Genomic DNA, 19,593 nt, shown 5'->3' on the forward strand with positions numbered 1-19,593 from the left:
GCGCATGCGCCGCGACCTGCGCGTCATCCACCGCGCACGATCCTGCGGAGCTTGCCGACGCGTGTGCCGATCTCCCGTTCGACTCCGTGATCGGTGGGTTCGTAGTAGTTCACCCCGACCAGCTCGTCGGGCGGGTACTGCTGACGAAGAACCCCACCGGGATCGTTGTGCGGGTACTTGTATCCGACCGCGTTGCCGAGCGCCTCGGCGCCCTTGTAGTGGCCGTCACGAAGATGAGGAGGGACGGTGCCGGACTTGCCTGCCGCGACGTCGGCCATGGCCGCACCGAGTGCAGCGATCACAGCACCCGATTTGGGTGCCGTCGCCAGATGGATGGTGGCCTGGGCCAGCGCCAGCCGCGCCTCCGGCATACCGATCATCTGCACCGCCGTCGCGGCGGCCGTCGCGGTCTGAAGCGCAGTGGGGTCTGCCATACCGACGTCCTCGCTCGCATGAACGACGAGTCGCCTGGCGATGAACCGAGGGTCCTCCCCTGCCGTGATCATCCGTGCCAGATAATGCAGTGCCGCATCGACATCCGACCCACGAATCGATTTGATGAACGCGCTGATGACGTCGTAGTGCTGGTCTCCGTCGCGGTCGTACCTGACCGCCGCCTTGTCCACGCTCGCTTCGACGGTCGCCAGATCCAGCACCGGCCCGGTAGCCGCACCCGCCGCTGCCTCCAGCGCGGTCAGTGCGCGTCGGGCATCACCTGCAGCGAGCCTGACGAGATGTTCCATCGCGTCCTCGTCGATGGACACGGCACCGTCGAGTCCGCGTGGATCGTTCGCAGCGCGGGTCAGCAACATCTCGATGTCCGACGACGCCAGAGGCTGCAACTGCAGCACGAGCGACCTCGACAGCAACGGTGACACCACCGAGAACGAGGGATTCTCCGTCGTCGCAGCGACCAGAAGCACGATGCGGTTCTCCACCGCGGCGAGCAACGCGTCCTGCTGTGTCTTGGAGAACCGGTGCACCTCGTCGATGAAGAGGACGGTCTGTTCACCCGCCGTCAGTCGACGTCGCGCGAGATCGATGACCCCGCGGACTTCCTTCACACCGGCCGACAACGCGGACAGGGCCTCGAACTTGCGTCCGGTTGCGCCCGAGATGAGCGAGGCGAGCGTGGTCTTGCCCGTCCCCGGAGGTCCGTAGAGCATGACCGACGACGCGCCGGAACCGTCGACGAGCCGCCGCAGAGGTGCTCCCGGCTTCAGCAGATGGCTCTGGCCGACGACCTCGTCCAGCGTGACGGGGCGCATCCGCACCGCCAACGGCGCCTCGGGTGGCGTGTACGGACGCGCCTGAAACGACTGTTCGGGGACCGAATCCAGCTCACCCGGGGTGGATGGCTCGTCGGTCGGCGCGTCGAACAGACCGTGGTCGTCGTTGTCGTCCAGACCGGAGCCGAAACTCGCGTTCATTCCCCGATCAGCGATCCCACTTGCTCTCCAGCGCCGTGACGACGCGGAGGGCGAACGCGGCGACATCGGTGTCACCCGTCCGAGTTGCTTGGTCGACGAGGACGTTCCATCGAGAGATGAGCGCATCCGAACGCGGCACCGACAGATGATGCGCGCGCGCAGCAGCGATACGGGTGTGGTCGTTCGGGAGGAACCAGTACGTCGTCAACCAGACCCAGATGAGCTGCGCATCCAGGATCTTCGACGCCAGAACACCGTCGTCGGCCAGATGCGGCCAGATGCCGACGACCTCGGCGCGCCACGCGTCGATCATGGCCTGCGCTCGGTCGGCGGACAGCTCGAAGTGGCACAGGCAGCCGGGGAACGACGCCAGCGCGTACGTGATGTCCAGTGTGGCGTCGCGGAAGCCACCCCACTCGTAGTCCAGGAAGCGGACACCTTCCTCGTTGACGAGGATGTTGTCCGGGCAGAGGTCGGACGGACTGAAAGCACGAAACGCACCGTGGGCGAACAGGCGGCCGCTGCGCTCGACACGTTCACGCACAGCGTCCGGAGTGTCGGTGATGCCGAGGTCCTCCTCGAGCATCCGGGGGACGGCGACGAGCGCGTCGGGGATCTGCGCCGAGATACCGTCGGCACTGGTCGGTACACCGGCCCGACGGAGCAGTGCCGCGAAATCGTCTTCTCGGCCCACCGTCGCAGCGTGCATACGCCCGAGCGCCTGCGCCATGGCCATCAGCGAGTTGGTGACCGACGCTGCATCGGAGTGCTTCAGTAGCGCCGTGATGGGGCTCGCGTCGCCGAGATCGCTGAGAATCAGCAGACGTGCACCCAGATCGTAGGCGAGCAGATCCGGACCTGGCCTGCTGTCGGTGGCGAGTGCCGTGGCGAATTGGTACGACGCGGCTTCCCGAAGAAACGCGGAGGGGCCACCGGACTCGGTGTCGGCCGCCGAGTCGACCTCGGGACCGAGATCGGCAGACGCTTCCCTGACCTGCTTGATCACGAGAGTGCGTGGCAGCTGAAAGGGGTTTTCCGCCACCCGAACTCGGAGGACGGTTGCTTGACCACTGCCTCCGAGATCGACTGGGTCCACCAGCCTGACAGGTGCGCCGGTGCGCCTCGTCAGCAGGTGCTGAGCGGCGGCCACCACCTCGGATACAGGGTCTGCCAATGTCGCGGTCATCGGCTACCAAGATACCCGGTAGTTCCGACAGACTGTGGCGCCTGACGGCACCTACTGGAGGAACCTACGTACCGATTTCGTCACGACGCAGGAAAACCGACCGGAGCGACGTCCACGGACACCGAGATGCTGCTTTCCTCCGCCTCGGTGTAGATGACGCCTCGTAGTGGCGGAACGTCGGCGTAGTCACGGCCCCACGCCACCGTCGTGTACCGCTCGTCGACGAGTTGGTCGTTGGTCGGGTCGAAGGCGAGCCATCCAGCCGCGCCGGTCCACACGGCAGCCCAGGCGTGGGTGGCGTCCACCCCGATCATCCGTTCCTTGCCCGGTGGGGGTTCGGTAGCCAGGTAGCCGGACACGTATCGAGCAGCAAGACCTTTCGCCCGCAGGCACGCGATCGCGAGCCTGGCGAAATCCTGGCACACGCCCGATCGCGCCTCGAGCACGTCCGCGACCTTCGTCGACACCGTCGTGGAGCCGGACTGGTAGGTGAAATCGGTGAAGATGCGGTGCGTCAGATCGACGATCGCCTCTCGGAGTGGCCGACCTGCCGGAAAGCTCGCCTCCGCGTACTCCACGACGCCGTCGGTGATCTCCGGCGTGACGAGGTCGAGAACGAACTCCACGGCCGTGGCACGTGCACCGGACGCGGTGTACTCCCCCGGTGCCTGCGGCCTGGCCGTCTCCCACGGTTCCGTCGCACCCGACTCCAGGTCCCGAGTGGACGGCTCGTCGACCTCCACGAGCGAATCGGCGGTCACGACCAGTCTGTCGTGGTCGCTCGTCACGTGGAAGTACACGTCCTCGTTTCCGAAGACATCGACGCCGTAGGACTGATCCGTCGGCGCCGGCAGCACCTCGACCGACTTCTCGAGGCAACGTTGACCCTCGAACTCCCGCGGAGCGAGAAACCCGCGTCCGTACGACGAGGTCACGCGATCCGAATACGTGTAGGTGGTGATGTGCCGGATTCTGTACCGCCTGCTCATCGGAAATCACCACTTCCCGTCGTCTGACGTTGCGAGAGGTTACCGCCGACCGTCCCCCACAGCGGCTGAGTCCCGCCGGGAAGCACCATGTGCGTCGCCAGCACCACACGAGAGAGTTCCTCGAGCTGATCGTGAATGCCGTCCACCAATTCGACGAGGTCCACCCGCCTACCCGAGGCGTCGACGCTTTCGAGGTCGCCCGGATCCACGCGTCGCAGCCGCACCGCGATCTGTTCGACGAGTTGTTCCGCCCGCGACGTGCCCGACGCGTCGGGAAGCGCTCCGAGATCGTCCTTGACTCGATCCAACTGATAGACCAACGATCGTGGGTTGTATTCGTCGAACAACAGCAGCTGCGCGACGGCGGCGGGGCGTGCACGGCCCCGGTTGCGACGACGATAGATCACCGACGATTCCGCCGCGCTGAGCACGGAATCGATGACCGCCTGCTCGGTCGACGGTGTCAACGCATGGCTCAGCGTGGCGGACAGCAGTGCCGTCAGCTGAAGCCCGCGCTCGATCCGGCGGCCGCAGTCCATCAGGTACCAGCCCGCGTCACGCACCATCGACTCGGACGCCAGACCGGACAGTGACAGCAGACCGCGCAGCACCGAAGACTGCGACGCCGCCAGTTGTGCGCCGTCGGCGGTGTCGGTGTCGGTTAGCTCGCCCAGCGCTGCCTCGATCCGGCTCAGAACAGCCCAGGTGTCGTTCGACAGCTGATCCCTGACACCTCGCGCGGCTTGCTGCAGACGATCCACCGACTGTGCGACCGAGCCGAGTCGGTCCACGTCGAGCATCAGCGACCGAAGCTCGGCGACCGCGTCGGCGCAGACGTCCTCGTCGAAGAAGCCGGGGCCGGTACGAGACACCTTCGTCACGGCCTGCAGCAGGATGGGCAGGCTGTCGCTGCCGTCCAGCCACGGCATCGAGCGGTAATCCTGGTGTCGTTCGCGCGCCGCGATCAACAGACGTGTCATGTCCTCGGCGCGTTCGCTGTAGCGCCCGAACCAGAACAGATCGCCGAGCACGCGAGGCGAGCTGACGACGTCGACGTTCTCGGTCGCCGCGTACTGCGGCAACTCCTCGACCGAGGCGGGCGGCGTGTGGGCAGCCGAATCGGCCGTGGTCACCCGCTCGGCGGAACGCACCCACACGTCCTTCGACGCCACCGTGATCAGCGGGTCCGCCACGGGCGAGGTGACCAGGACCTGCCCCAGGCCGCCCGTCATCGGCGTGTATCCCGTTCGCTGGGCGACGCTGAACAGCCTCATCCCCACTTCGGCGGCACCGATCGTGCCGCCGAAACCCGACCCGGCGGGTGCACTGGAGAACTCGGGGACTTCCTGACCGACCCACGTCCACGGCTCGGCACGCAGACGATCGACGAATTCGCCTGCCGCGGCATCGGTCAGGTCGTGGCCGACGACGGTGTCACGAGTCGTCACGGATCGGAAGATCAACGAGCGAACGCCTGCCGTCAGACGCGAGACCCCGTGCCGCTCCCCGCCCCAGATCGACGGCGTCGACTCGAGCAGCAGGTCCTCGTCGAGCAACGCGCGACTCAGCGCGGGCAGAAGAGAAGGAAGTGCCGGATTCTCGAGCACACCACTGCCGAGGGTGTTGACCACGGTGACTGCACCGCGACGTAGAACCTCGACCAGCCCCACGACACCCAACCGCGAATCGGGACGCAGATCCAACGGGTCGGTGAACTCGGCGTCGACGCGCCGCAGGACCACGTCCACCCGGCGAAGTTTGCCGAGCGAACGCATCCACAGGCATCCGTCGCGCACCACCAGATCGGCGTTCTCCACCAGCGGGAACCCGAGCACAGTAGCGAGGTACGCCTGGTCGAAAGCCGTCTCCGAGTGCGATCCGGGACTGAGGACCACGACGACGGGGTCCTCGGCAGCCGCGGGGGCGGCGTCGATGAGCGCAGACCGGACGGCGCGAGCGAACGTCGACAACGGGCGCGGATTCGTGTCCTGGAACAACTCGGGCGTCGCCCGCGACATCACACGGCGGTCCGCGAGCGCGTACCCGATTCCCGACGGCGCCTGTGTTCGATCGGCGACCACTCGGAACCGACCGTCGGATGCCCGGCCCACGTCGGCGGCGTGGAAGAACAGTTGCCGTGGACCTGGCACGGTGATCCCGTGCGCCTCACGGACGTACCCGGGGTCGCCGAACACCAGTTGCGGAGGAATCACACCGTCGGTGACCGTGCGCATGTCGCCGTAGAGATCGGTGAGAACTGCATCGAGCAGACGCGCGCGCTGGATCAGTCCGGCCTCGAGAACATCCCAGTCCTCGGCGGCCAGCACCAGCGGGATGCCGTCGAGGCCCCACCTCACCGGAGTCGTGAGCGCCTCGGACGCCCCCACCGACACGGGGTTGTACGTGATCCCGTGCTCGTCGACGAGGCTGCGAACTCGATTCTGCAGGGCGCGTTCGCCTCCGCGACCGGCCCGATCGAGCCCGACGATCAGTTCCGACCACTGCCGACGGAGGCCCGAGACTTTCCCGTCTCTCTCGCCGGCGCCGTCACTCAGCAGTTCGTCGTACCGGTCGTCCGAGCCCGGCAACCCGCGCCGACGGCTGCGATACGCCTCGACCGCTTCCGTCGACGCGAATCCGACCGCCGAACCGGGCGCACCCGACGACGTCACCGACTCGGGCGACGCGCCGACAGGGGCCACGCTGCTCGGTGTCGCATCCACGGGCACCATCGAGTCGTCATTCCTTCCGTCGGGCGTCGCGGGTGGCCGCGCGGGCCACTAGCCGGCGTAGACACCCGTACGCCGGAGATCCAACATGCCAGGCGCCGTCACGTCGATCGATTGGCGCGCCTGCAACTCGAGCAATCTTGCTACGTCCACCTTGCCGGAGGTGAACCCGCCCTCCTCGAATCGACCGTTGCGGCGCGCCTCGGCCTCGACCGAGTTCACCGGCGGCCCGTCGTAGGACCGCCCACCTGGATGAACCACGTGGTAGGTGCAGCCTCCGACTGCTCGTCCCGTTTGCTTTTCCACGAGGTCGAACCGAAGCGGACTCTGTACCTCGATGGTCGGGTGCAGTGCACTCGGCGGCTGCCACGCCCGGTAGCGGACGCCGGCGACCTGAACGTCCTGCCGTTCGGTCCGCAGCATCGGCACCGGAACCCCGTTGCACGTGACCATGTATCTGCCGTCGTCCGCACCGGCGATCTTCACCTGAAGCCGCTCGACGGACGAGTCGACGTACCGGGCGGTGCCGGACGACGTCGACTCCTCACCCAGTGTGTTCCACGGTTCGATCGCGCCGCGCAGTTCCAATTCCGCATCACCGATCACGGTGGTCCCCAACCGCGGAAACCGGAATTCGGTGAAGGGGTCCAGCCAGCTGGTGTCGAATTCGATATCGTGCTCTCTCAGGTCCTCCGCGACTCGGCCGATGTCGCTGATCACGAAGTGCGGCAACATGTATCGGCCGTGCAGGTTCGACCCGTGCCGAATCAGCGGCGCGTCGAGCGGTGTGTCCCAGAACCTCGACACCATCGACCGCACGAGCAGCGACTGCACCATCGCCATCTGGTGGTGCGGCGGCATCTCGAATCCGCGCAGTTCCAGGAGACCCAATCGGCCGCGTGTGCTGTCCGGGCTGTAGAGCTTGTCGATGCAGAACTCCGCACGGTGTGTGTTGCCGGTGATGTCGGTCAGCAGATGGCGAAGCGCGCGATCCACCACCCATGGCGACGCCGTCCGGTCCGACCCCGTCAACCTCTGGATTTCACTGAACGCGACCTCCAGTTCGTACAGCGCCTCTTCGCGGCCCTCGTCGGCGCGCGGCGCCTGCGACGTCGTTCCGATGAAGCGACCCGAGAACAGATACGACAACGACGGATGTCGCTGCCAGTGAGTCAGGAGCGACACCAGCAGGTCCGGTCGGCGCAGAATCGGCGAATCCGACGGCGTGACGCCACCCAGAGTGATGTGGTTGCCGCCGCCGGTCCCCCGCGTCGTGCCGTCGTTGTCGAATCCTTCCGTGCTCAGCCGTGATCGGCGTGCTTCGCGGTACAGCGTCTCCATCAGCTCGTTCTGTTCCGCCCAGGACGACGACGGTTGAACGTTCACCTCGATGACGCCGGGATCGGGGGTGACTGTCAATGTCTGCACGCGTGGATCCGACGGAGGTCCGTAGCCCTCGATGACGACGGGCGTCTCGATCGCCGACGCGGCGTCCTCCACCCGAGCGACCAGATCGACGAAGTCCTCCAACCGGTCCACGGGAGGCATGAACACATGCAGGACGCCCTCCCGCACTTCGGCGACGAGCGCCGTCACGCCGTTGCCGCCGACGACGCCCCGATTCGACTCGTTCGCCAGTGCGAGTCGCGCGTATCGCGCCTCGGCCGGGTCGACGGGCCGAGGTGGACGCTGCGTCATCTGACGCGCAGGCAACGGATCCTTGCGGTCGGTCGGGTCCGACGGATTCTCCGGCGGACCACCGGTCCACGAGATGGCACTGAGCGGAAGCCGCAAGCCTGCAGGCGAGTCGCCCTCGAGAAGCACGATGCGACCACGGCGGAGAGTCCAATCCGCGCTGCGCCACCCCGTGCCGTCGGGAGTTCTGCCGATGGGCAGAACGAACGCCGCTGGTTCGTCGGTACTGGACTCGAGCTTCGCCAGCAACGCCGCACGGGCGTCCGGGGTGTCGGTGCCGGGTTCGATGTCGGCGTCGACGGGCGGATCGCCGTACGGCTGCCGGACGTAGTCGAGTAGCCGCACCAACGGATCCTCGAACGCCGGTCGTGCCTGCTCTGCCGGTAATCCCAGGCCTTCCACCAGTTTTTCCACCAGAGCCCGGGACGCGGAGTTGTCGACGTCGGCGGGCCGCTCGTCGGCAGGAAGCCACGGATCGGCGATCAGATCGGAGTCGCTCCACAACGATTCACCGTCGGTCCGCCAATACAGACCGACCTGCCACCGCGGCAACGGCTCACCGGGGTACCACTTGCCCTGGCTGCGTTGGACCAACCCGTCGGGTGCGTAGATGGTGCGCAGACGCTCGGCGAGTGCGCTGGCCAGGATTCGCTTGTGCGGACCGTCGGCGGTGGTGTTCCATTCGGGCGCGTCCTGATTCTCGATGGCGACGAACGTCGGCTCACCTCCCACCGTCAATCGAATGTCCTGCGCACTCATGCGGGCATCGAGCGTCGATGCAGTCCGCCGGATGGCGTCCCACTGTTCCTGGGTGTACGGCAGTGTCGTGCGCGGGTCCTCGTGTACCCGAACCACGGTGTTGGAGAAGTCCAGCTCTGCAGTGCATTTGCTCGTGGCGCCGGAAATGGCTGCAGCCGTGGACGGGTGCGGCGTCGCCGACAGAGGGATGTGGCCTTCGCCCGCGAACAATCCGGAGGTCGGGTCCATCCCGACCCACCCCGCACCCGGGAGGTAGACCTCCGTCCACGCGTGGAGGTCCGTGAAGTCGGCTGCAGGCCCGGACGGACCGTCGAGAGACTTCACGTCGGACGCGAGCTGCACGAGGTACCCGGACACGAACCGCGCGGCCAATCCCATCTGGCGCAGAACGGACACCAGCAACCACGCCGAGTCTCGACACGAACCGACAGCTGTGGTCAGCGTGTGGTCCGGGCTCTGCACACCCGGTTCCATCCGCACCGAGTAGCCGACGTCGCCGAGGACGGCTTGGTTCGCCATCACCAGAAAATCGATGGTGCGCAGCGTGTCACCGCGTTCGCGTGCCGCCGCCTCCAACTTCTCCACCCACGTGGACACGACCGGCCCTGGGCCACTTCCTTCTTCGTCCTCGTCGACGGGCCGCAGATACGGCTCCAGATCCGGCAGGTCCGCCTTGTCGTACTGAAAACCGAAATGCTCCGCCCAGTCCTCGACGAAGAAGTCGAGCGGGTTGATGACGGCCATGTCGGCGACGAGCCCGACAGTGATCGACATGTGATCGGTTCGTTCCGGAAAAACGACGCGTGCCAGAAAGTTTCCGAACACGTCCTGCTGCCAATTCACGAAATGCTCGGCAGGTTCGATCTTCAGCGAATACGCTTCGATCGGTGTCCGAGAATGCGGCGCAGGCCGCAGTCGGATCTCGTGCGGAAACACTTGGACCGTGCGGTCGAACGAGTAACTTGTTCGATGTTCCAGAGCGACCTTGATGCCCACGGCGAGCCCCTCACAAATTTCGAATCGGTAAGAACCACCAACCTTAGAGGTCCTCAGCTGTGCCCGCTCGGTGAAGAATCGACGACGAAACCAAACGGGCGGTGGGCGCGTAGTGCTTGACACGCACCCCCGGGTGCGGTTCGCTCAGCGTCGAAATCCAGACATTTGTCAACGACTCAACATCACGTCAGTCGAGGGGAACATCAGTGAGCGAGAACCCGCCCAACGGACCTCAGTACGGTTCGGATCCGAATCAGCCTCAGTATCCCCAGAACCCAGCCGGCGGGTACCCGCCTCCCGGAAACGCCGGTGGATATCCGCCTCCCGGTAGCTACCCTCCCCCCGGCAACTACCCACCACCTCCGGGCAACTACCCGCCGCCGCCGGTCGGCGGTAACGCCGCATACGGGTCCGGTTCACAGTTGCCCGGAGGCGGGCAACCAGGGAGCCTCGGACTACGTTTCGGCGCACGTCTCATCGACGGCATCATCGTCGGAATCGTGCTCGCGGTCTTCTACGTGATTCTTCCATCCGGGTTCGTCGGCAGCCTCCTCTTCGGAATCATCTCCGCAGTCCTCGGATTCTCGTATTTCGTCTTCCTCGAATCGTCCCGCGGACAAACCTTCGGCAAGCAGTTGCTGGGACTGCGCACGGTGGGAGTCGCCGGAGGCAACCCAACTCAGGCAGAGGCTGCGAAACGCAACGCCTTCATGCTTCTCAATGTCGTCCCCCTTCTCGGCGGACTCCTGGTGTTCATTGCATACATCGTCATCGCGGTGACCATCAATTCCAGCCCGACCAAGCAGGGCAAGCACGACGAGATCGCCGGCGGAACCCAGGTCATCACCACGAAGTGACCCGCTGAACGATCAGCGAGCGGGCCCGCCTCCACATCGGCGGGCCCGCTCGCTGCGTTTCACCCTTCGATTCACCTGCCGGTTCGGTCCGCAGACGCGGATCGGTGCGGCACAATCGATCGACCACTGATGAGGAGACATCGTGAGCGAGAACCCACCGAACGGACCCCAGGACGGCAAGGACAACGATCCCGAGCAGTCCGGTCACCCGGGCAGTAACACGCCTCCGGGCAATTACCCACCGCCTCCGGGCAATTACCCACCGCCTCCGGGTAGTTATCCCCCGCCGCCCGGAAACTATCCGCCACCGTCCGGCGCCTACCCACCACCGCCCGGAAACTACCCGCCACCTCCGGGCAGCTATCCCCCGCCGCCCGGCAACTACCCACCACCGCCCGGCAACTATCCGCCATCCCCGGGTTACGGCGGCCAGGGTTACGGCGGACAGGGTTACGGCGGACAGGGTTACGGCGGACAGGGTTACGGCGGACACGGCGTCGGCCTGCCGCCCACGCTGAACGTCGGTGATGCGCTCTCGTTCGGCTGGAACAAGTTCAAGGACAATGCAGGCGTCTGGATCGGCATCGTCGTCATCGCCGCAGTCGTTCAGGTGATCTTGAACCTCGTTTTCGGTCGCTCGGGGAATTCGGGTGACGTGTCCGCGTTGTTCGGCATCTGGTCGATCATCGGCACCGTCGTCTCGGCGATCGTGGGGTACATCATCAATGCCGCGTTCATCCGTGGCGCTCTGCACGAGGTCGACGGCAACAAGCCCGCCATCGGGTCCTTCTTCCAGTTCGCCAACGTCGCCTCGATCATCATCGCCAGTGTTCTCGTCGCCATCATGGTTCTGGTCGGGTTCGTCCTGCTCGTCATCCCGGGTCTCGTTCTGACCTTCCTGTCGTGGTGGACACTGCAATTCGTCATCGACCGCAACGAGGACGCCGTCGCCGCCATCAAGTCCAGTTTCCGAGCGATCTCCTCGAACGCAGGACAACTGTTCCTCTTGGCCCTCGCCATCATCGGGATCAACATCCTCGGAGCCATCCCGTGCTTCCTCGGGTTGCTCGTGACCATCCCGATCTCCGCCATCGCGTCGACCTACGCGTATCGCATCGTGTCCCGCACGGCTGCGGTCTAGATCCCGGCGCGATTTCGAGCATCAGACTGCTCGGTATCGAAATCGTCGGTCACTCGCCGTATTGTTCTGTCGTCGCCTGGGTCCACCGTCCGAACACGGGCCGGTCCAGGCGACGACAGACAGGAAGATTCCGGCGAGAGGGAGATGTTGAACGACCACGACGGCGGCGGTACGAGCAACACCGGGGGCGGCGCCCCGGATCCAGAGCAGGGCGCACCGCAGGATCAGAACCCGCAAGAGGGGTACACCCAGCAACCGTACGACCCTCGGCAGCAGGGCCTCGGCGGCTACCCTCAGCAGCCCGGAAATCCGACACCGCCCCCGTATCCAGGGCAGCCCCAGTACCCAGGACAGACCCCGTATCCAGGGCAGCCCCAGTACCCAGGGGAGCCCCCGTATCAGGGCCAGCCCACGTATCCAGGCCAGCCTCAATACAACCAGTCGCAACCGGGTTACGGGCCGCCGCCCGCGTACGGCCAACAGCCTGACTACGGACCGTCCGGCGGTGGCTATCCCACGTACCCGTCGACACAACCCTGGGGTGGGTCCCAATTTCCACCGCCGTACGCGCAAGGGCCCTACGCATCGCTGCCCTTCTCGCACCCGCACTACACGCCACCGACGTCGCTGGGTGTCGGCGCGGCTCTGAGCTACGGCTGGAAGAAGTTCGGTGCCAACATCGGCGTGTGGCTCGGCTTCATGGGGGTCTTCGCGGCGGTGACCGTCCTGGGCTACGTCGTGTTGTTCGCCATCATCATCGCCAGTATCTCGAGCTCGACCGAGTACGAGAACACGATGTTCGCTCCGACCCCCGACGGAGGATTCTCGGTCGGCCTGCTCGTGATCACATTCGTGGCCGGCGTCATCGGATTCTTCGCCGGGGCCCTGCTCATCCGGGGCGCGTTGCTGGAATTGGACGGTGCGAGGCCCGGCTTCGGCGAGTTCTGGCGTCTGCCCAACCTGGTGCAGCTGACCCTGTTCGGAGTCGTCGTCTCGTTGATCAGTGCCGTGGCCCCGTCGCTGCCCACCCTGGCATCCCTGTCGATCAGTCTGCTTCTCGGGATCTTGATCTGGTTCGGTCCGCATTTCATCATCGACCGTGGTGCATCGGTGGTGATCGCGTTGACCGCCAACATCAGGTTGCTCGGTGTCAGCCCGGGGAAGCTCGTCCTGCTGTACCTTGCGGTGGCCGGAATCAACATCGTCGGAGCAGTGCCCTGTGGGCTGGGGCTTCTGTTCACCGTTCCCACGAGCGTGATCGCGGTGACCTACGCGTACCGCGTCCTGTCCGCGGGAGCTGTCTCGCCGGCGTAGGCCTTCGAACAGAAAAACCCCCGCAGCTCCGGCGGCTGCGGGGGTTTCTGCTGCGGTGGGCTTCTATTCCGCGGAGGGCGCGTCCGTAGTGTCGTCCTTCTTCTCCTGTGCAATCTTCTCCGGCTTGGCATCGATGCCGGATTCCTTGCGCTGCAACGGGGTAATCGGTGCCGGGGCATCCGTCAACGGGTCCACGCCACCGCCGGACTTCGGGAAGGCGATGACCTCGCGAATGGAGTCGACGCCTGCCAGGAGCGCGGTGATGCGGTCCCACCCGAACGCGATTCCGCCGTGCGGAGGCGCGCCGTAGCTGAACGCGTCGAGCAGGAAGCCGAACTTCTCCTGCGCTTCCTCGTGGCCGATGCCCATGATCGCGAACACTCGTTCCTGAATGTCCTTGCGGTGGATACGAATACTTCCGCCGCCGATCTCGTTTCCGTTGCACACGATGTCGTACGCGTACGCCAGGGCCGAGCCCGGATCGGTGTCGAAGGTATCGATGGATTCCGGCTTCGGCGATGTGAATGCATGGTGAACCGCGGTCCAGGCACCCGAGCCGACCGCGACGTCGCCGCTCGCGGTGGCGTCGGACGTCGGCTCGAAGAGCGGTGCGTCGACGACCCACACGAACGCCCATGCCTTCGGATCGATGAGGTCGAGCTTGCGCGCGATTTCGCCTCGGACAGCGCCGAGGAGAGCTCGCGAGGACTTGACGGCGCCGGCGGAGAAGAAGATCGCGTCACCGGGCTTCGCGCCTACATGGGCGGCAATTCCGTCCCGTTCTTCGTCCGTGAGGTTCTTCGCGACCGGTCCGCCCAGAGTCCCGTCCTCGCCGACCAGAACGTAGGCCAGACCCTTGTGCCCGCGCTGCTTCGCGAACTCCTGCCACTTGTCCAACTGCTTGCGCGGCTGCGACGCCCCGCCCGGCATGACGACGGCGCCGACGTACGGCGCCTGGAACACGCGGAACTCCGTGGCGGAGAAGAAGTCCGCGCATTCGACCAGTTCGATGTCGAACCGCAGGTCGGGCTTGTCCGAACCGTAGCGACGCATCGCGTCGGCATACGTGATGCGCGCAATGGGCGACGTGATGTCGTGTCCGACGAGCTTCCACAGCGCGGCGAGGATCTCCTCGGCGAGCAGAATGACGTCGTCCTGGGTGACGAAGCTCATCTCGACGTCGAGCTGAGTGAACTCCGGCTGGCGGTCGGCGCGGAAGTCCTCGTCGCGGTAGCAGCGGGCGATCTGGTAGTACCGCTCGATACCGCCGACCATCAGCAGCTGCTTGAACAGCTGCGGGCTCTGCGGCAACGCGTAGAAACTACCGGGCTGAAGGCGTGCAGGGACCAGGAAGTCGCGGGCGCCTTCGGGCGTCGACCGCGTCAGCGTCGGTGTCTCCACTTCGACGAACTCGTGATGCGCCAGGACACCACGCGCCGCAGCATTGACCTGCGATCGCAGCCGGATTGCGTGGCCGGGTCCTTCTCGACGCAGGTCCAGGTAGCGGTACTTCAGCCTCGCTTCCTCACCCGGCTGATCGTCGAGCTGGAAAGGAAGCGGCGCGCTTTCCGACAGAACCTCGATGTCGGTGGCATCGACCTCGACCGCACCGGTGGGGATTTCGTAGTTCTGGTTGCCTTCGGGGCGACCCTCGACCTTGCCGGTGACCTTCACGACGTACTCGGCGCGCAGGCGGTGTGCCTTCTCGGCCACATCGCCCTCGCGAAACACGACCTGGGCGACGCCCGATGCGTCACGAAGGTCGATGAAGATGACACCGCCATGATCGCGGCGACGCGCAACCCACCCCGTCAGGGTGACAGTTCGGTCGACGTGCTCGGATCGAAGTGAGCCGGCGAGGTGGGTGCGCAGCACTGGTGTCCTTTCACAAAAATGGAACAAAGCGTGTTCGTCGGTCACCAATCCTACGGAGGCGACGTCCGGACAGGAAACGCGATACCGCTTCAGGCATGGGAAGCTGCAGTTCGACAAACGTCGGATCGGGCCGTGCAACTCGCCCGGGGGGACGTTCTTCCTGGAAGGATGACGAGGCATGACGTTCAGAGAAGGCGCTCGACTCGACTCGAAGCGTGTGTCCTCCGGTGGCGGTGGCCGAGGCGGCAAGATCGCGCTCGGAGGAGGTGCGGGCGGTCTGGTGATTCTGGTGCTGGCGCTGCTGTTCGGCGGAGACCCGGGATCGATCCTGGGGCAGCTGACCGACGGAACGGACAGTTCGTCGCAATCCGCCGGGACCGACGGTTCGCTCGACAAGTGCCAGACAGGGGCCGACGCCAACAGTGACGTCGATTGCCGCATCGTCGGGACGATCGGGAGCCTCGACGATGTCTGGCAGTCCGAGCTCGGCACCCAGACCGGAGTGGACTACGTCGAGCCCGCAGTACGACTGTTCAGCGGCTCGATCAACACCGGCTGCGGCAATGCGACCAGTGCGGTCGGACCGTTCTACTGCCCCGCCGACTCGACGGCGTACTTCGACACCAGCTTCTTCCAGGTCCTCGTCGACCGGTTCGGATCCAGCGGTGGCCCGCTGGCGCAGGAATACGTCGTCGCCCACGAGGTCGGCCATCACATTCAGAATCAGTTGGGCGACATCGGACGAGCACAGGCCGATCCGCAGGGCGCCGAATCCGGTGCGGTTCGGGTGGAGCTGCAGGCCGACTGCTACGCCGGTGTCTGGGCACATCACGCCGCGCTGATCCCTGACCCGAACACCGGCCAACCCTTCCTGGAACCTCTCACCGACACCGATGTTCGCGATGCGCTGTCGGCAGCGTCGTCGGTCGGTGACGACCGGATCCAGCAGGCGTCGAGCGGTCGGGTGAACCCGGAGGGCTGGACCCATGGGTCCTCGGAGCAGCGTCAGGCGTGGTTCGTGGCGGGGTACAGGACCGGGCAGGTCGGTGCCTGCGACACGTTCTCCGCCCGCGACCTGAACAGTCCGGCCGCCCTCACACGGTGACAGCCCGAGACACGAGCGTTCTCAGAACAGGGTGAGCGCCGGGTCGCGCGCCTCCGACGCAGGCGAATCCGGTTCGACGGGAACGTTCTTGGGCATGGAACGTGCGTCGCCGACATCGAATCCGTGGCGCTCCAACATAGGATCGATACGTCCTCGCAGCCACGCCTTGTACTCGGGTGTCACGTATGCGCCGTGCCCGTACAGCTGACGGTAGCGACGAACCAACGCTGGGTGATGTTCCGCCAACCACGACATGAACCAGTCCTTCGTCGACGACCTCAGGTGCATCGGCGTCGCGGACACCGAGGTCGCTCCTGCGTCGGCGAGCGCTTCGACGAGGGACTCGAGCTGCCGTGCCCCGTCGGTGAGGAACGGAATCACCGGTGCCACCAGGACACCACACGGCAACCCTGCGTCGCGGACTGCTCTGATCAGCTCGAGACGAGCCTTGGGGCTCGGCGTGCCCGGCTCGATCTGCTTCTGCAGGCCGGCGTCGAAAATGGCCAGACTGATGTTGATGTGCACGTCGACCTGGCGAGAGGCAAGGGCGAGCAAGGGCAGATCCCGCCGCAGCAGCGTTCCCTTCGTCAGGATCGAGAACGGCGTGCCGGATTCCACGAGTGCGCCGATGATGCCGGGCATCAGCCGATATCGCCCCTCGGCGCGCTGGTAGGGATCGGTGTTGGTGCCCAATGCAACCGGCTCCCTCTTCCACGATTTACGCGCGAGTTCTCTGCGAAGCACCGCGGCAATGTTCGTCTTCACGACGATCTGCGAATCGAAATCGCTGCCGGCGTCGAGGTCGAGGTACTCGTGGGTGGGCCTGGCGAAGCAGTACGTGCACGCGTGGGAACACCCGCGCGCAGGATTGACCGTCCACGAGAACGGAAGCGAATCACCGTCGATCTTGTTGAGCGCACTCCTGCACAGCACCTCGTGGAACGTGATGCCCTCGAATTCGGGCGTCTGCACGCTGCGAACCAGGCCGGCACGCTCGAGACCGGGCAGTGCGCCGTCGTCCGCGGCGCCGAGTGTCTGTCCCGCCCATCGCATGCACACAGTCGAACATGTGTTCTACATCGGTGTCAAGCGGGTCGGCGCCGCCGAGAACGAGCGTCACGCGGACGGCAGCATCGGGGCTGCCGCTACGGTGGAGGCGTGACCGCACCGATCGTTCCCACACTCGAACCCATCCTCCGCCTCGGACTCAGCCTGGGAAGCCCCATCGCCGTCGGCTCGGTACCCGACGGCGAACGAGTGGTGACGCCCATCCTCGGCGGCGCCGCTCCAGGACCGGACATCGAAGGGACGGTTGCTGTTTCGACGTCCCTTGCCGGGGTGACGCGCGTCGACGGCCGCACCGAGTTCGCCGCAGACATCACTCTCGAGCTCGCCGAGGGCGGTCACCTCGCGTTGTCGTTCCGCGGTCTTCAGTTCGGCCCGGCCGAGGTCATCGAGTCGCTCGCCGGAACCGAAGAAGTCGACCCCGCGACCTACTACTTCCGTGGCACTCTCGAAATCTCCACGGCGGTACCGCAATTCACCTACCTGAACCGCGCCCTGGTCGTCACGTCGGGCACCCGCTCCGCAGAATCTGTCGTCCTCGATGCGTTCCTGGTCACGTAGCCGCTAGTTGCCCAGCTCGGCGACCTCACGGTCGGTCAGGGTGGCGAGAGGGGTTCTGCCCGCCGCCTTGACGAGCTCCGCCGCTCGATAGAGCGGCCGCTCCCCCAGCCCGGCGTCGCGGGCTTCCGCTTTCAACTGGTCGACGAGAAGCGAGGCGATCGCTGCAGCCGGCACCAGTTCACTCGTCCACAATGCGTCGGCGAGCTTGCGGAGCGACAGAATGGGGAGCTCACGGCCCCCGCCGTTCGTGTAGAGCGCCAACGCGAGAGTCAGTTTCACGTTGCCGTCGTACAGGCGCAGCGAGATCTGATCTATCCGCGCCGTTCTGACCTGCAGCTCCGCCGACACCAAGTTCGGCACCGACAGAGCGCGAGTACGCACCCCGCCGCGAGCGTGAACGATGTTGCCGTCGAGCCATGTTCGACGTCGGATGCCCACCCACGCCGACGCCGCAGCCGGTATTCCGACGACGACGCCGAGGACGACCGCAACGGTGGTAGGCAGAAAGAACGAGGTGATCACGGCGACGAGGACACCGAACACCAGCGCACCGATCGCGACCTTCCTGAGCCGGGGAACGATCAGCTCGGTAGGTATCAGATCCAGGTCGACGCGCTCGTCACCGGCCAAGTCGAGCCTCCAGGTGCGACACGATCTCGGACAGTGCCACGTCGTGCTGCTCCCCGGTCGACAATTCCTTGACCACGACGTTACCGTCGGCCAGCTCTTTGTCGCCGAGAACCAAGGCGAACTGTGCGCCGGAACGATCGGCGGCTTTCATGGCGCCCTTGACACCACGATTGCCGTAGGCGAGATCGACGCTGATTCCCTTGCCGCGCAGTTCGCCTGCGATCGCCACGATGCGCGCTTTCGCGTCCGATCCCAGCGGAACGCCGAACACGGCGCAGCGCGCGGGAGATCCGGCCGACTTCCCCTCGGCTGCGAGGGCAAGCATGGTTCGGTCGACGCCGAGCCCGAATCCGATGCCGGACAGTTCCTGGCCACCCAGTTGCGCCATCAACCCGTCGTATCGGCCACCGCCGCCGATTCCGGATTGCGCGCCCAGTCCGTCGTGGACGAACTCGAACGTCGTCTTCGTGTAGTAGTCGAGTCCGCGGACCATCCGCGGGTTCACGACGTACGGAACCTTCAACGCGTCGAGGTGTGCGAGCACCTCGTCGAAGTGCGCCCGCGCAGTGTCGGACAGGTGGTCGAGCATCAGCGGGGCGTCCGACGTCATCTCGCGCACTTCCGGACGTTTGTCGTCGAGGACTCGAAGCGGGTTGATCCGAGCGCGCGTGCGGGTGGCCTCGTCGAGCGGAAGGCCGAAGAGGAACTCCTGCAACAATTCTCGATACTGCGGGCGGCAGGTGTCGTCCCCCAGCGACGTGATCTCCAACCTGAAGTCCGTCAGACCGAGCGACCGAAAACCGTTGTCCGCCACGGCGACGACCTCGGCGTCCAGCGCAGGATCATCCATTCCGATGGCTTCGACCCCGACTTGCTGCAACTGTCGATAGCGTCCCGCCTGCGGGCGTTCGTAGCGGAAGAACGGCCCTGCGTAGGCAAGTTTCACCGGGAGAGCTCCCCGGTCGAGGCCGTGCTCGATGACGGCGCGCATGACGCCTGCAGTTCCCTCCGGACGCAGGGTGACGGATCTGTCGCCCCGATCGGCGAAGGTGTACATCTCCTTGCTCACGACGTCCGTCGACTCGCCGACACCGCGTGCGAACAGCCCGGTGTCCTCGAAAATGGGCAGTTCGATGTGCCCGTACCCGGCGTTGCGAGCCGCGGTCAGCAACCCCTCACGGACGGCGACGAACTCCGAGGAATTCGGGGGGACGTAGTCGGGAATGCCCTTGGGCGCAGAAAAGGTACTCGGCTTGCTCAC

The 19,593-nt window shown here is 65.7% G+C and carries 14 protein-coding genes; 5 read left to right on the forward strand and 9 right to left on the reverse strand.

Translation table 11 applies throughout. The features are described from left to right. Window positions 1-23 precede the first annotated feature (23 nt). The 5 genes from H292_RS0100855 to H292_RS0100875 all read right to left on the reverse strand — a co-directional run bounded on the left by H292_RS0100855 (window position 24) and on the right by H292_RS0100875 (window position 9,784). Entirely contained in the window at window positions 24-1,430 is a 1,407-nt protein-coding gene (locus tag H292_RS0100855) for a replication-associated recombination protein A (protein ID WP_020110135.1), read from the reverse strand. Between the two features lie 7 nt (window positions 1,431-1,437). Then, window positions 1,438-2,616 carry a hypothetical protein gene (locus H292_RS0100860; protein WP_019666404.1) on the reverse strand — a complete coding sequence of 393 codons (1,179 nt, stop codon included), beginning with the start codon at window positions 2,614-2,616 and terminating at the stop codon, window positions 1,438-1,440. An 80-nt stretch (window positions 2,617-2,696) separates the two neighbouring features. Next, window positions 2,697-3,605, reverse strand: a complete 909-nt coding sequence (locus H292_RS0100865; RefSeq protein ID WP_020110136.1) for a transglutaminase family protein — start codon at window positions 3,603-3,605, stop codon at window positions 2,697-2,699. Beyond that, a complete protein-coding gene (locus H292_RS0100870; protein ID WP_020110137.1) occupies window positions 3,602-6,337 on the reverse strand; it encodes a circularly permuted type 2 ATP-grasp protein in 2,736 nt (911 codons plus the stop codon). Before H292_RS0100870 ends, H292_RS0100865 begins: the two co-directional genes overlap by 4 nt. A gap of 48 nt (window positions 6,338-6,385) precedes the next feature. Further along, the gene (locus H292_RS0100875) at window positions 6,386-9,784 is read right to left on the reverse strand and encodes a transglutaminase family protein (RefSeq protein WP_020110138.1); all 3,399 of its coding nucleotides are present in this window, start codon (window positions 9,782-9,784) and stop codon (window positions 6,386-6,388) included. A gap of 206 nt (window positions 9,785-9,990) precedes the next feature. Here H292_RS0100875 and H292_RS26665 point away from each other — a divergent pair, with 206 nt between their 5' ends. From H292_RS26665 to H292_RS28025, 3 genes are all read left to right on the forward strand, one after another. Beyond that, window positions 9,991-10,641, forward strand: a complete 651-nt coding sequence (locus H292_RS26665) for an RDD family protein (protein WP_027498529.1) — start codon at window positions 9,991-9,993, stop codon at window positions 10,639-10,641. A 142-nt stretch (window positions 10,642-10,783) separates the two neighbouring features. Beyond that, window positions 10,784-11,782 (forward strand): hypothetical protein, encoded by a 999-nt coding sequence (locus H292_RS0100885; RefSeq protein ID WP_020110140.1) that lies wholly within the window; start codon window positions 10,784-10,786, stop codon window positions 11,780-11,782. A gap of 144 nt (window positions 11,783-11,926) precedes the next feature. Next, complete coding sequence (locus H292_RS28025) at window positions 11,927-13,096, forward strand: hypothetical protein (RefSeq protein ID WP_143545125.1); 1,170 nt, start codon at window positions 11,927-11,929, stop codon at window positions 13,094-13,096. A gap of 63 nt (window positions 13,097-13,159) precedes the next feature. Here the strand turns inward: H292_RS28025 and aspS are convergent, their stop codons facing one another. After that, complete coding sequence (gene aspS, locus H292_RS0100895) at window positions 13,160-14,971, reverse strand: aspartate--tRNA ligase (RefSeq protein ID WP_019666411.1); 1,812 nt, start codon at window positions 14,969-14,971, stop codon at window positions 13,160-13,162. Between the two features lie 178 nt (window positions 14,972-15,149). Here aspS and ypfJ point away from each other — a divergent pair, with 178 nt between their 5' ends. Then, complete coding sequence (gene ypfJ / locus H292_RS0100900; protein WP_019666412.1) at window positions 15,150-16,076, forward strand: KPN_02809 family neutral zinc metallopeptidase; 927 nt, start codon at window positions 15,150-15,152, stop codon at window positions 16,074-16,076. A gap of 21 nt (window positions 16,077-16,097) precedes the next feature. Here the strand turns inward: ypfJ and H292_RS0100905 are convergent, their stop codons facing one another. Continuing rightward, on the reverse strand, window positions 16,098-17,129 hold the full coding sequence (locus H292_RS0100905) for an Rv2578c family radical SAM protein (protein ID WP_020110142.1): 1,032 nt from the start codon (window positions 17,127-17,129) through the stop codon (window positions 16,098-16,100). Window positions 17,130-17,234: 105 nt separating this feature from the next. Here H292_RS0100905 and H292_RS0100915 point away from each other — a divergent pair, with 105 nt between their 5' ends. Further along, the gene (locus H292_RS0100915) at window positions 17,235-17,702 is read left to right on the forward strand and encodes a DUF3237 family protein (RefSeq protein ID WP_019666415.1); all 468 of its coding nucleotides are present in this window, start codon (window positions 17,235-17,237) and stop codon (window positions 17,700-17,702) included. A 3-nt stretch (window positions 17,703-17,705) separates the two neighbouring features. On the opposite strand, the gene H292_RS0100920 is transcribed toward H292_RS0100915, so the two are convergent. Next, entirely contained in the window at window positions 17,706-18,332 is a 627-nt protein-coding gene (locus tag H292_RS0100920) for a hypothetical protein (protein ID WP_019666416.1), read from the reverse strand. Continuing rightward, on the reverse strand, window positions 18,322-19,593 hold the full coding sequence (gene hisS, locus H292_RS0100925; protein ID WP_027498531.1) for a histidine--tRNA ligase: 1,272 nt from the start codon (window positions 19,591-19,593) through the stop codon (window positions 18,322-18,324). The genes H292_RS0100920 and hisS overlap by 11 nt, the downstream gene beginning before the upstream one ends.

Source organism: Rhodococcus sp. 114MFTsu3.1 (assembly GCF_000383555.1).
In the GTDB taxonomy this organism is placed as follows: Bacteria; Actinomycetota; Actinomycetes; order Mycobacteriales; family Mycobacteriaceae; genus Rhodococcoides; species Rhodococcoides fascians_E.

Bases quoted from the DNA above. Each gene is read 5' to 3' on its own strand.
- H292_RS0100855 (WP_020110135.1), bottom strand. From the start codon at position 1,430: ATGAACGCGAGTTTCGGCTCCGGTCTGGACGACAACGACGACCACGGT.
- H292_RS0100860 (WP_019666404.1), bottom strand. From the start codon at position 2,616: ATGACCGCGACATTGGCAGACCCTGTATCCGAGGTGGTGGCCGCCGCT.
- H292_RS0100905 (WP_020110142.1), bottom strand. From the start codon at position 17,129: ATGCGATGGGCGGGACAGACACTCGGCGCCGCGGACGACGGCGCACTG.
- ypfJ (WP_019666412.1), top strand. From the start codon at position 15,150: ATGACGTTCAGAGAAGGCGCTCGACTCGACTCGAAGCGTGTGTCCTCC.
- H292_RS0100865 (WP_020110136.1), bottom strand. From the start codon at position 3,605: ATGAGCAGGCGGTACAGAATCCGGCACATCACCACCTACACGTATTCG.
- H292_RS0100870 (WP_020110137.1), bottom strand. From the start codon at position 6,337: ATGGTGCCCGTGGATGCGACACCGAGCAGCGTGGCCCCTGTCGGCGCG.
- H292_RS28025 (WP_143545125.1), top strand. From the start codon at position 11,927: ATGTTGAACGACCACGACGGCGGCGGTACGAGCAACACCGGGGGCGGC.